The sequence below is a fragment of the Methyloceanibacter sp. genome (assembly GCF_035650995.1).
GTDB lineage: Bacteria > Pseudomonadota > Alphaproteobacteria > Rhizobiales > Methyloligellaceae > Methyloceanibacter.
Map to the genome: position 1 here is coordinate 1 of NZ_DASRGO010000189.1, position 12,243 is coordinate 12,243.

Sequence of the window (12,243 nt, forward strand, 5' to 3'; positions counted from 1 at the left end):
GGCCGTTGGCATCCATGCATCTTCGGCATCCTCATCGATCAGCTCTGCTCCTTCAGCCGAGCGCGGCGACTTCGGTGCTCGAAGGTGTTTCACAACCGTCTCGTAAAAATCGAGAATTGCGGATTGAACGGCCTGAGGAAAGCTTTGGGGACCGAACTTGCGATCAAGGTCGGTGGCCGCAACGATCTCGAAGGCCCTGGGCTGCGCTCCCTGTTTTTCGATTCGAGCGATCTCTGGATTCGAGCGGAGTTCTGAAAGACCGGCTGATGTCCTCCGGCCATGTTTCCAAATGACATGAATGCTCGCTGTGGCGTCGCTCTCGGGCGGAAGTTGCTTGAGGAGCCAGTTCAATTTGCCCACGTACTGCTTTGGGCTACTCGGTGCTGCAACCAAGAGGCTACAAATCACATTCCTCTTTTGAACATCAACGGTGACATGCAGTTCGCCTGGCGCATCCGGCACTTCAAACTCGAACGATAGTTGGTTGTTTTCAACAAAGAACGAGAGATCGTCCGCCCAAAGTTGTTGCTGATCGTATTGGTACTGACGGCGTAGCTTCACGTTGAATTGCACTCCAACCTCACGGGTTAGGGCCACACAAAAGCTGGCTTGAGCCTGGTGCCAACTGCGGAGCGCGTCGATGACGTCGGCATCATCCCTCCTGACCGCGGCGCCGGCTCTCAAGCGTTGCACCAGGCCGTTCCAACTTGATGGCATCGAAGTTAAGCCACGAATCTCACTGTTCTGGTGATCGAAATAGCGAATTGCTTCTTTCAGGATGAAGGCCTGCTCCTCGTCGAAGCTCGACGCTTCCTTCACTACGCCAGCTGCAATCATGCAAAGAGTTGGCCACGACCAATGGAAGATGGCCACACCGCCACCGATGTCTGTGGGAAGGTCGTATGGCAAGTGGTCGGGTCTGGTGGTGAGTTCGTTCGAAATCGTGATGATCGCGTCGATACGGTTTGCTTTCGCGATCTTGTAATAGCGAGCGATCTGATCTGGCTTGATCCTGGAAGCGCCGATCTTTGCTTCAATGATGGCGCTCCACTCTGATTGAGTGGAGCGGGCCAAAAGGAGACCATCCGGGCGATCGTCTGCATCATCTGGATCTTGCTTCTTGAAAACGATCTCCGTGTAGGCCTCGATCCACGACCGACGTCCGAGACGGTACCCCATTCGCGAGAACACATGTCGAGCAAACGGGTACACAACACTAAGTACTGCAAGTAGGACAGAACAGGCTTGCCGCTCGCGGTGGCCTGACGGGGCCACCGGAATCAGGCGTGCTCGCTCGCCTCCAACCAGGAATTCGGGCAGATCGCTCACCAAGGCCCTCACTTGGCATTTGAGTAAGTATCGCAGGTTGAGAGAGATCGTGCTACCCGTTGCCGTGCACTAGCGAAAATCGGCTCACTTCTGACGTTCGCACCCGCACATAGGGCGATTAAAACCGCCACGGCGGACGCGCGGCTCCTCGCGCTCTGCCCCGCGCTTGGCTACGAGGTCGCGATCCTTCCCAACGTTGTCGTAAAGAGCGCGCCAATTTCGTGCTCCCCCTGCTGAGACAGCCTTGAGAGGCGGCGAAGGCAAGGTTCGTGTCTTGGCGGCAACGGTGCTATGATCGTTTGCCCGGATCGTCCGCTTGCGTATTTCCCGAAGGCGCAAGCAGCCTTGGCCCGGTATGGAGGCTTCGATGAGGAAGCCACGGATCGGTCTGATCGCTCTTTTGCTCGCCGCTACTTGCGCGGTTTCATTCCCGGATCGCGCCGCACTGGCGCTCAAGGCCACGGGCAGCGGGACCTCGGACGGCGCCTGCACGGAAATGTTCCACGAGTGCCTGAGAGGCTGCGGACCTCCGGGATCCAATCTCGCGTGCGAGAAATACTGCGAAGAGCAGGTGCTTGCGAAATGCAAGGCGGGAGGAGCTGCCCGGGGGAGCGTGGTCAAGCCCGGAACAGTTAAACCCGGGATCAAAGCCGCGCCACGGTAGTAGCCAATCTCGCCCCGCTCAAATCGCTTCGATTTGGGCGTCAGTAGCGCTGAATATTGCCTTTAGGCTTTGGAATTTTCGTTGAGGGTTCGCCTTTGGCGGCGGCCTTCTTTGTGCATGAACAGTAGGAACCGGTGCACGTAATCTTGTCCTTGCAGGAATCCTCCATGCTCTTGCAGTCCGTATACGTGCCGTTGCAGATGCATGTCGTGCCCTCGCAGGCAAAGCCGGCACCTCCACCGCCTCCGCTTTTGACCGCCTGTGCCTGCGAATTGATCAGCGTAAGCAGAACTATCAATGTCGCTCGCCAAGGCATCTCTCTGTCCTCCGGTTAGCTCTCGTGCGAGTGAACGCACGGGCAACATCGATCTCGAAGGTGCTTTCAGGTGGGCCGCGTTCACCGCGCCTTGCGCCGAGCACGCATGGACGGGCTCGGCGCGGGACCATGACGATTCGGCGGCTCAAAGCCGCTTCTGCCGCGGTAAACCCTTAAACAAAGACCAGCAAAAAATCGCAACGACGGCATCTCAAGGCAAGACCGCGCAGGACACCGTGCGGCAAATTCAGTCAGCCTTGTCGATGCACACGGCGTTGCCGTTGGAGAGCTTGCAATATTGATGCGAGGACCCGCACCGGTCGTCTCCGACGTGGATCACCGTGCCGTCCACCTTGCGGCAGTCGGACGTGGTGAGCTCCATGACCGTCGAACCCTTGAGCTTTCCGGTGGCCACGCCGCCGGGGATCTTCTTGGAGGTGGCGTGGGCGAGATCGGGTGTTAGGCTAAAGGCGATTGCCGCTAAAACCAGGACGGCTGCAGAGGTCGCAAACTTCACTTGCATTGTCACCTCCCTAACGTAGCCTTGGCGATGGACTCTCGCGGTCGATGTGCGAGACGACGGCAGTATAGCCCCTGCGCGAGGGTTGAGGCAGAGCAAACCGCCTGCCCCAAGGTCGGTTAACGGCCCTTGCGCAGCCGCACATAGAGCGCGCCCTCGCCGCCGAGGCGGCGCGGCGCCGGCGAGAAGCTCACCACGACATGGGCGAGGTCCGGCGCCGCCAACCAGTGCGGCACGGCTTGGCGCAGCACCCCGCGCGCCTCCTCCTCGTAGAAGCTGCGTGGCTGATCGGCCTCGGCGCCTTTGCCGGTGATGACGAGCACATGGCGGTAGCCTTTGCCTTGCGCCGATTTGAGGAAGCGCCTGAGCGCGGCATGCGCCTCACGCTGCCGCATGCCGTGGAGGTCGAGCCGCGCCTCGACCGGGAGATGTCCGCGCTCGAGCTTGCGCGCCGTTCCGCGATCGAGGGCTTCGCCCTTCGCGATCGGCGCTGGCTTCGGTACCGGCTTGGCCGCTGGCGCGAGGGCGGATAAAGGCTCCTCTACCTCAAGGCTCTTTGCCGGTTTTGGAATCGCGGCCTTGACAGCGGGGCGTGTCTTCTTGAGCGGCCGCGCGCTGCGCGCCACCCGCTCCCACAGCTCCGTATCGCTGTCGCGATGCTGACCGCGCTTGCCCATGGTTGATCATAAGACGCGACATTTTAATTTTCACACACGGCAACGGGAGACGGCTAACGCTTCGGCAGCAGCACGTAGAACCGCGCGGCATGCGCCACCCCGCCCGCGAGCGCGCCGGCCGCCTCGCCCGTGCCGAAGAAGATGTCGCCCCGCTCCGGTCCCCTGATCGCCGAGCCGACGTCCTGGGCGATCATCAGCCGCCGGAACGGTCTGCCGTCCTCGCCCTTGACATCGGGAGCCGCAACGAAGATCGGGAGGCCGAGGCGGTGATAGGCGGCATCGACGGCGAGGCTGCGGCCTGCCGTGAGCGGCACGCCTTCGGCGCCGAGCGGCGCGGAGGCCTCGAGTTCGCTGAAGAACACATAGGAGCGATTCTCCTCCATGAGCGCCCGCGCGCGGCTGGGATCGGCGTGGAGCCACGCCTTCACCGCCTCCATGTTGGCGGCGCCTTTCGCGATCGCGCCGCGTTCGACGAGGAGCTTGCCGATCGAGGTGTAGGGATGGCCGTTCTTGCCGGCGTAGGTGAGCCTCACCCGGCTTCCATCGGGCAGGCGCACCACGCCGGAGCCTTGCACCTGCATGTAGAAAAGCTCGACCGGGTCATCGAGATAAAGGAGCTCGAGCCCGCGCCCCTCTAGCGCGCCTCCCCAGATCTCGGCGCGCGTGTAATAGGGCACGCGGCCCTCCGGCGTGTCGCGGAAGCCGGTGATGCGGTCGTTGAAGCGCGCCCGCTCGGTCTCTGTGATGATGGTGACGAGATCGTCGGGCTTGCCATAGACCGGGACCTGGAACGCGCCTGTCTTTTCGCGCGAACCCCTCACCTCCGGCTCGTAATAGGCGGTGACGAGGCCTTGCGTGCCGCCACCTTCGATGCGGTGCGGCGTATAGAGGTCCTCGAAGAAGCTTCGCGCGGCGGCTTCGCTGACGCCGTCGCCGAGAAGAATGGCCGCCGCGCAATAGGGAAGCTCGGGGTCGGCATGGCAGGACTTGAGCAGCGCGCGGAAGGCCGCGGCATGATCGTCCTCTTCCCAGCCGGGAAGCTCGGCGAAGCTCACCGGCTTCAAGTCGATCTTGTCGCTGTCCACGTCGCAGGCTCCGAGCAGGAGCGCGATGGTGGCAGCGAGTGCGGCGCGCGGCAATGCCTTGGGCTAATTGGCCGCTTCGGTGGCGACCAGCTTCCAGTTCGGGTTCTTCGAAGCGACGTCGCGGCAGAAGGTCCAGATGTCGGTGACCTCGCGCACCTTCTTCGGGTCGCCCTCGACCACCTCGCCCTCCGTATCGCGCGTCACCGAGATCAACTCGCTCACGAATTTCACCGTGACGTAGGCGGTGCGGTTCTTGACCTCAGCCTCGATGATGTCGGCCTTGTCGATGCCCACCAAGCTCGACTCCACCTTTTCGCCGCGGCTTTCGCGGTCGGTGATGGCGCGCGCGAAACCGTCATAGACGTCGTTTGCGAGCAGCTCCTTGAGCGTCGCCCGGTCGCCTTCCGCGAAGGCCAACACGATCGCCTCGTAGGCGATCCTGGCGCCATCGAGGAAATGTCCTGGATCGAACGAGGGGTCGGCGCGCATTAGCGTGGTGAGCGACTGGCCGAGCGGGCTGTCCTTCTGAGCATGCCGGCCGAGCCTTGCCTCGATGTCCTCCGCTGAGGGGACGGAGGTCTCGCTCATCGGCGTGGTACGGCCGCGGCCGCGCGGCAGGGCGACGACAGGCTCGTTGGCATCGGCGGGCGAGGGCCGTTTGGCCTCCGGCGCCGAATAGGGATCGAACGGCGGCCGCTCGTTCCCGGTCCTGCGCCCGAGCACGTTGCGCAGCCGGATGAAGATCACGACCGCGAGGACCAGAAACAACAGCGTATAGATGTCGAAAGCTTCACTCATACCTTGCTGCCACCCGCGTTCAATGGATTAGCCCGCGTCCAGTTGCGGAACCCTCCAGGCGGATATGGTGCGCGCCCGGAGATTTGCCAGCGGGAGCCTTGAATACAAGCAGGATTGTCCCACACCTGCCAGCGCCACACCCCACAACTTACGGCATTAGCCCGCTCCAAGCCAACCCTAAACGCCCGTCGCGCTTAATTCGCTCTTGCCGCGGCGGGTCACCCCGGCCCTCCTTGCCCGGCCTGTTGGATTTGCAGCGCGCTTGCCTCCCGTGCTAGCCACCCTGACGCAAGATTTCGAGGAACCGTCATGGCTAAGAAGAGCCCGACCGAGGATCAGCCCGGCAAGGAGAGTGGCAATGGGCCGGAGGCCGAGGGCGCCGCGAGCCCGGGTAGCGCGCCGGCCACCCCGGGCGCCGCGCGCGCAGCCCAACAGGCTCAGCTTCAGGTGCTCGCCCAATACGTTAAGGACCTCTCCTTCGAGAATCCCGCCGCGCCGCAGTCCCTGCAAGGGCCCGGGCAGAATCCTCAGCTCAAGGTCGGGGTCAATGTGGGGGCCGAGCCGCGCGGCGACGACAATTACGAGGTGACGCTCCAAGTCGAGGTCCACGCCAGCAACGACCGCGGCGTGATCTATAACGTCGAGCTGCTCTATGGCGGGCTGTTCCGCCTGCGCAACATTCCGCAGAACCTGCTTCAGCCCGTCCTCTTCATCGACTGCCCGACGCTGATCTTCCCCTTCATGCGCCGGGTGCTTGCCGACGTGACGCGTGACGGCGGCTTTCCGCCGCTCATGCTCGACCCGATCGATTTCGGCAGGCTGTTCGCCGAGAACCTTGCCCGCGCCGAAGCCAACCAGGCCATCAAGAACTAGCTCGCCTTCCCTCAACGGGAGAGGAAGCTAATAGCGCAGCCAGACGGCGCCCGCGCCGAGGCTTGCCACAAAAGCGCGGTGCGCCTCGATCTCGGCCGCCGTGAGCCTCGGTAGAAGCGGCCGGACCCGCACGGGAAGCGCGTGCGTCCTGAGCAGAGCGCCCTGGCCGCCCGCCACGGCAAAGTCGAGCCGCGCCTGATGTCCGCCGACGAGCTCGGCATAGACGCGTGCCAGCAGCCGGCAGTCGAGGAGCGCGCTGTGCTTCTCGCGCTCGGAGAGGTCGATGCCATATCGCTTGCATAGCGCGTCGAGGCTGCACGGCGCGCCCGGGTGCCGCCGCCGCGCGAGCGCGAGCGTATCGACAACCCGGTCCCAGCCAAGCAGCGGCCGCGCGATGCGGTCGAGCTCGGCGTTGAGAAAGCCGAAGTCGAAAGCCGCGTTATGCATCACCAGCATGGCGCTGTCGATGAAGGCGAGCATATCGTCGGCGAGATCGGCGAAGCGCGGTTTGTCGCGCAGGAACTCGGTCGTGAGGCCGTGCACCTCGAAAGCCGCGTAGGGCACGTCGCGCTCCGGGTTCACGTGGCAGTGCCACACCCGTCCCGTCGGGATGCGGTTGATTAGCTCGACGCAACCGATCTCGACGATGCGGTGGCCGTCGAAGGGATCGAGTCCCGTCGTCTCGGTATCGAGCACGATCTCGCGCATTGATTGCTTGTCTCTTTGTTCCTTCGTCATGCCCGGCCGAGCCGGGCATCCAGGGCAACGAAGCTGAACAAGCGGCCCTTGATTGCCGGGTCAAGCCCCAATGACGTGCTCCTATTCCGGTTACGAGTGACGCAATCGCTCCATGACCCGGCCCGGCCGGCCGCGGAGCGACTCGATAAGTTTATCGATCTGCCGGTGCATGTCCGCAAGGCCCGTGCCGCTGTCCACAACGAAGTCGGCGCGCGCGCGCTTCTCCTGATCGGGAAGCTGGCGCGCAAGCAGATGCTCGAGCTTCTCGACCGTCATGCCGGGCCGCGCCAGCACCCGTTCTCGTTGTACGTCATGCGGCGCGCTCAGCACGACCGTGACATCGACGCGGCTGTCGGCGCCCGTCTCGAATAGAAGGGGGATCTCGAGCACGGCGAACTCGGCGCCCCTCTTCTCCTCCTCGATGAGAAAATCAATCTCGGCCTTCACCACCATCGGGTGCACGATGGCCTCGAGTTCTTTGAGACGCTTAGGCCTGCCGGCGACCTCGGCGGCAAGACGCGTGCGGTCGACCTTGCCCGCGCGCGTAACGCCGGGGAAGGCGGCCTCGATGAGCGGGACGGCCTCGCCCTCGTAGAGCCGGTGCACGCAAGAATCGGCGTTGAACACGGGAATGCCGGAACGGGCGAGATGCTCGGCGGCGGCGGATTTACCCATGCCGATCCCGCCTGTCAGGCCGATGACCAGCATCACTTGGCCCCCAGGGAGGCGATGACGTGCATCCTGAGCTCGGGCGTGACCTCGGGGCGGACGCCGAACCAGCGCTCGAAGCCTGGCGCGGCCTGATGCAGCAGCATGCCGAGTCCATCGACGGCGATATTTCCGCGTTCGCGCGCGTCGGCGAGGAGCCGCGTCTCGAGCGGGCTGTAGACGATATCGGCGACAACCGCGTCGGTCGGGAGCGCGGCGAGATCGACCGCAAGCCGCTCCTGTCCGGTCATGCCGAGGCTCGTCGTATTGACCAGGAGCCCGCAGCCCTCGAAGGCGAAATTGCGGGTGTCCCAATCGACCACCTCGACGCGCGACGGAAAGTTGGATGCGAGCTCCTCGGCCCGCGCCCGGCTCCGATTGGCAAGCAGCACCTTCGACGCTCCGCCTTGGAAAAGTCCATAGAGGATCGCCCGCGCGGCGCCTCCCGCCCCGAGCACCATGACCGGGCGCCCCCCCTCGTTCCACTTCGGCGCCTGCTCGGCAAGATTGGTCATGAAGCCGTAGGCATCGGTGTTGCTCGCATTGAGCCTGCCCTCGCCGTCGAGCCACAACGTGTTGGCGGCGCCAATCGCGCGCGCCGCCGCGTCCCTCACATCGGCTGCTTCGAGCGCGGCGAGCTTGTGCGGCAGGGTGACGTTCGCCCCCACGTAGCCGTGCTGCTTGAGCGAGCGCATGAAGTCTCTCGCCGCTTCCGGCGGCACGGCCTCCTTCTCGTAGGCGCCGTCGATGCCGTAGAGCGAAAGCCAGTACCGATGGATGATGGGCGAGCGCGAATGCTCGACCGGCCAGCCGATGACGCAGGCGCGCTTCATTTCAGGCCTCGATGACGCCCTCGCGCCGAAGCGTATCGAGGAGCGGAATGAGCGGAAGGCCAAGGATAACGTAGTAATCGCCGTCGATCGTCTCGAACAGCTGAATGCCGATCGACTCGATCTGATAGGCGCCGACCGAATTGAGCACCTCCTCGCCCGCCGCGGCGAGATAATGCCCGATGAATTCGGGAGACAGCTTGCGCATGGTCAGCGTCGCGGTCTCGGTCGTTGACCAAATGGTTTCGCCCTCCGTCGCCACCGCGACAGAGCTATGCAGCATATGCGTCTTGCCGCTGAGGTCGAGCAATTGCCGTCGCGCCGCCTCCATGCTGTCCGGCTTGGTCAGGATCTGATCGCCGAAGGCGAGCACCTGATCGGCTCCGATGACATAGGCCTTGCGGGCAAGCTCGCTCACGGCTTCCGCCTTGGCGCGTGCAAGGACTTCGGCGACGTCGTGCGGGCCAAGGACCTTTTCGCCGCTCACCGCCTGGCGCATGACGCTCTCGTCAAGCCCCGGCGGCTCGACGATGAAGGCAAGTCCCGCGCCCTCGAGAATCCGCGCCCGGATCTTGCTGGTGGAGGCGAGAATCAAAGGCGGGCGTCCCGCTTGCAGGAAACCGCTCATGCTTCGAGCGCCGGCGCTTCGCGGTCGTGATAGAGCCGGATGATGGCCGCGGCAGTCTCCTCGATGGACCGTCGCGTCACGTCGATGATCGGCCAGCCGTGCCGCGCGCAGAGCTGGCGTGTCTGGGCGATCTCGGCTGCGATCGTGTCGCGATCGACATAGTCCTCGAGATGGCCGTGCGACTGCTCGATGATGCGGTTCTGGCGGACTTGCGCAATACGGTCGGCCGAGGCGACCAGCCCCACGACGAAGGCGCGTGTCGGCTGCTCGAGCTGAGCGGGAAGCGGGACGCCCGCTACGAGCGGAACATTGGCGGTCTTGAAGCCACGATTGGCGAGATAGATCGAGGTCGGCGTTTTCGACGTTCGGCTGATGCCGACCAGGATGATGTCGGCGTCGTTCAGATTCTGCGGCAGGTGGCCGTCGTCATGCAGCATGGTGAAATTGAGCGCCTCGATGCGGCGGAAATAGTCGGCATCGAGCACGTGCTGGCCTCCGACGGTCGGCGTCGCCGGCGTGCCGAGATAGGATTCGAACACCTGGAGGATCGGTTTCAGCGCGAACACGCACGGTACATTGAGCCGTTTGCAAGATTTCTCGAGCTCCTCGGCGAGCTCCCGATTGAACAGGGTGTAAAGCACGATGCCGGGCGCGGCCTCAACGTCCTTAAGTACGCGTTCGAGCTCGCGCCGGCTTCGCACCAGCGGGTGGAGATGCTCGATCGCCCGCACCTGGGCGTACTGCACCCTGACCGCCTTGGCGATGACGGTCAGCGTCTCTCCGGTCGAGTCGGAGATCATGTGGAGGTGAAAGGTGCGCTGGATATCCATGGCAATGCCTCTGGATAACCTCGTTGCGTTAAGGGAGCAACTACCGCAGGGCGCGCTTCTCTACCCCTCCCTCCATGACAATAGGGGCAACTTCTTCACAGATTCGCCGATGTCGAGAAAATGACGCTTTGCGCACCACCTCCTGCAATACCCATCCGCATCCCCAACCCTACGCCCACTCTCTCCACAGGAGATTAGGCCCCTCGCCCACGATCCTCCCGCGGGGCCGAAGGCCTCCGCTTGAAGCCTCGCGATGAGCGACCACCGCCAATTAGCCACAACTCCCTTCCTCACTCGACAATATCGTATCCCAGGCGGTTGCCTGTTCTGTAGAGAGCCTGGGCACAGCCGTGAATGTCCGCTATCCACGCCCAAGTAGTAACAGTAGAAACCTTTAAGAGACTCTCCTTATTGATTTTTAGGAACGCCGATGGCGCGGACCTCTCTCCCCGGCAGCGCTCTCCTCAAGGCCCTGTCCGGCCATCCAAGCATACCGCCCCCGATCTGGCTCATGCGCCAAGCCGGGCGTTATCTGCCTGAGTATCGGGAAATCAGAAGCAAGGTTGCGTCGTTCCTCGATCTCTGCCTTACGCCCGAGCTTGCCGCCGAGGTCACGCTCCAGCCGTTGCGGCGCTTCGATCTCGATGCGGCGATTGTGTTTTCGGACATCCTCATCGTGCCTTACGCGCTCGGGCAGAGCCTCGAGTTTGTTGAGGGTGAAGGACCCAGGCTCGATCCGGTGAAGGACGGAGGGGCTGTTGCAAAGCTCGAGCCGGAAATTGCCGAGGCGAGGTTGGCGCCGGTCTATGAAACGTTGGCGCGGGTCTGCGCCAATCTTCCGTGCGATGTACCGGTGATTGGCTTTTGCGGCGCGCCATGGACGGTTGCGACCTACATGGTCGAAGGGCGCGGGAGTAAGGACCAAGCCGAGGCGAGGCTTTGGGCCTATCGCGAGCCCGAGACCTTCGGGCAGTTGGTCGATCTTCTCGTCGAGACCTCTGCCGAATATCTGCTCGGCCAGGTGCGTGCCGGAGCGAGTGTGCTGCAGATTTTCGACAGTTGGGCGGGAAGCCTTCCCGAGGACGAATTCGCTCGTTGGTGCATCGAGCCGACGCGCCGGATTGTGGAGCGGGTCAATGCGTCGGCGCCCGAGATTCCGGTGATCGGCTTTCCGCGGGGCTCCGGGCCCCTTGCCGTCCGCTATGCGCGGGAGACGGGTGTTGACGCCATCGGCTGCGACACGACCCTCCCGCTCGAGTGGATCGGGCGCGAGCTCCAGCCGCTGCTTGCCGTGCAGGGCAATCTCGATCCGCTTCTGCTCGTCGCGGGCGGCCCCGCGCTCGACGCCCGCGTCGAGGCGACGCTGGCCGCCCTAGGGTCTGGCCCCTTCATTTTCAATCTCGGTCATGGCATTCAGCCCGAGACCCCGATCGCCCATGTCGAGCGGCTGATCCGCCTGGTGAAGGCATAGGTTAAATAGAAAGTACGTCATTGCCGCGCTTGACCCGGCAATCCAGAGATCATTTGCTCCGAGTGGGTCGCTCTGGATGCCCGGATCGAGGCCGGGCATGACTAGGAAGGAATAACCCTGGCATGCGATGTTGATCGCCTATATCAAAGCCTTCCACATCATTGCTATCATTGCCTGGATGGCAGGTCTTCTTTACCTGCCACGGCTGTTCGTCTATCACGCCCAAAGCAAAGAGGGCTCCGAGCAATCCGAGACCTTCAAGGTGATGGAGCGGAGACTGCTCCGATACATCACCACGCCGGCGATGATTGCAAGCTGGGTGCTCGGGCTATGGCTCGCTTTCTCCGGCCTGATCGACTGGTCCAAGGACGGCTGGTTCCACCTGAAGCTCGTCCTCGTCATCCTCCTGTCCGCCTACCATGGCTTCCTGGCGAAATGGACGAAAGACTTTGCCTTGGATCGCAATACGCGCTCGGCGCGTTTCTACCGCATTGCCAACGAGGTCCCGACGCTGCTCATGATTCTGATCGTGATTCTTGTCGTCGTTCGCCCATTTTAGAAGGAGGCAAAGCTATTTCGCCCGGCGTTGGCGTCTGCTATAGTTGAGTCGCATCCAATTCGGGACGCTGTCGCGGCCCTTCCTTTTCCCCAAAAAGATCGGGTCCCCCGGAGTGGAGCAGGCGGTGCACGTTCGCCTTCCCGCCGAGGCAATCCTATCCCCATCCTTTAGCGCCGGGCTTGAGTGAGCGCGGCCATCGAAACCCTAGAAAACATCC

Annotated in this window: 14 protein-coding genes; 4 read left to right on the top strand and 10 right to left on the bottom strand. The window is 63.2% G+C overall.

The genetic code is table 11. From position 1 onward, the window contains the following. The coding region (locus VFB18_RS14020) for a hypothetical protein (RefSeq protein ID WP_324976555.1) at positions 1-1,329 on the bottom strand (1,329 nt) is incomplete at its 3' end. A 367-nt stretch (positions 1,330-1,696) separates the two neighbouring features. On the opposite strand from VFB18_RS14020, the gene VFB18_RS14025 reads away from it, so the two are divergent. Continuing rightward, complete coding sequence (locus VFB18_RS14025) at positions 1,697-1,993, top strand: hypothetical protein (RefSeq protein ID WP_324976557.1); 297 nt, start codon at positions 1,697-1,699, stop codon at positions 1,991-1,993. Between the two features lie 563 nt (positions 1,994-2,556). Here the strand turns inward: VFB18_RS14025 and VFB18_RS14030 are convergent. The 4 genes from VFB18_RS14030 to VFB18_RS14045 all read right to left on the bottom strand — a co-directional run bounded on the left by VFB18_RS14030 (position 2,557) and on the right by VFB18_RS14045 (position 5,389). Beyond that, a complete protein-coding gene (locus tag VFB18_RS14030) occupies positions 2,557-2,832 on the bottom strand; it encodes a hypothetical protein (protein ID WP_324976560.1) in 276 nt (91 codons plus the stop codon). A 116-nt stretch (positions 2,833-2,948) separates the two neighbouring features. Next, complete coding sequence (locus tag VFB18_RS14035) at positions 2,949-3,506, bottom strand: Smr/MutS family protein (RefSeq protein WP_324976563.1); 558 nt, start codon at positions 3,504-3,506, stop codon at positions 2,949-2,951. Between the two features lie 53 nt (positions 3,507-3,559). Continuing rightward, positions 3,560-4,645, bottom strand: a complete 1,086-nt coding sequence (locus tag VFB18_RS14040) for a murein transglycosylase A (RefSeq protein ID WP_324976566.1) — start codon at positions 4,643-4,645, stop codon at positions 3,560-3,562. Positions 4,646-4,654: 9 nt separating this feature from the next. Further along, complete coding sequence (locus VFB18_RS14045; protein WP_324976570.1) at positions 4,655-5,389, bottom strand: Tim44/TimA family putative adaptor protein; 735 nt, start codon at positions 5,387-5,389, stop codon at positions 4,655-4,657. A gap of 309 nt (positions 5,390-5,698) precedes the next feature. Here VFB18_RS14045 and secB point away from each other — a divergent pair, with 309 nt between their 5' ends. Then, the gene (secB, locus tag VFB18_RS14050; protein ID WP_324976572.1) at positions 5,699-6,262 is read left to right on the top strand and encodes a protein-export chaperone SecB; all 564 of its coding nucleotides are present in this window, start codon (positions 5,699-5,701) and stop codon (positions 6,260-6,262) included. 27 nt (positions 6,263-6,289) lie between these two features. Here secB and dnaQ read toward each other — a convergent pair whose 3' ends face one another. The 5 genes from dnaQ to VFB18_RS14075 all read right to left on the bottom strand — a co-directional run bounded on the left by dnaQ (position 6,290) and on the right by VFB18_RS14075 (position 9,996). After that, entirely contained in the window at positions 6,290-6,970 is a 681-nt protein-coding gene (dnaQ, locus tag VFB18_RS14055; RefSeq protein WP_324976575.1) for a DNA polymerase III subunit epsilon, read from the bottom strand. A gap of 120 nt (positions 6,971-7,090) precedes the next feature. Next, positions 7,091-7,708, bottom strand: a complete 618-nt coding sequence (gene coaE / locus VFB18_RS14060) for a dephospho-CoA kinase (protein ID WP_324976578.1) — start codon at positions 7,706-7,708, stop codon at positions 7,091-7,093. Then, on the bottom strand, positions 7,708-8,541 hold the full coding sequence (locus tag VFB18_RS14065; protein ID WP_324976581.1) for a shikimate dehydrogenase: 834 nt from the start codon (positions 8,539-8,541) through the stop codon (positions 7,708-7,710). The genes coaE and VFB18_RS14065 overlap by 1 nt, the downstream gene beginning before the upstream one ends. Before the next feature lies 1 nt (position 8,542). Then, entirely contained in the window at positions 8,543-9,166 is a 624-nt protein-coding gene (locus tag VFB18_RS14070) for a Maf family protein (RefSeq protein ID WP_324976583.1), read from the bottom strand. Continuing rightward, positions 9,163-9,996: a pyruvate, water dikinase regulatory protein gene (locus VFB18_RS14075; RefSeq protein ID WP_324976585.1), complete on the bottom strand. Its 834-nt coding sequence runs from the start codon at positions 9,994-9,996 to the stop codon at positions 9,163-9,165. Before VFB18_RS14075 ends, VFB18_RS14070 begins: the two co-directional genes overlap by 4 nt. A gap of 430 nt (positions 9,997-10,426) precedes the next feature. On the opposite strand from VFB18_RS14075, the gene hemE reads away from it, so the two are divergent. Together hemE and hemJ are read left to right on the top strand one after the other, a co-directional pair. Beyond that, a complete protein-coding gene (hemE, locus tag VFB18_RS14080) occupies positions 10,427-11,467 on the top strand; it encodes a uroporphyrinogen decarboxylase (RefSeq protein ID WP_324976589.1) in 1,041 nt (346 codons plus the stop codon). A 127-nt stretch (positions 11,468-11,594) separates the two neighbouring features. Then, positions 11,595-12,026 carry a protoporphyrinogen oxidase HemJ gene (gene hemJ / locus VFB18_RS14085; protein ID WP_324976592.1) on the top strand — a complete coding sequence of 144 codons (432 nt, stop codon included), beginning with the start codon at positions 11,595-11,597 and terminating at the stop codon, positions 12,024-12,026. Positions 12,027-12,243 lie beyond the last annotated feature (217 nt).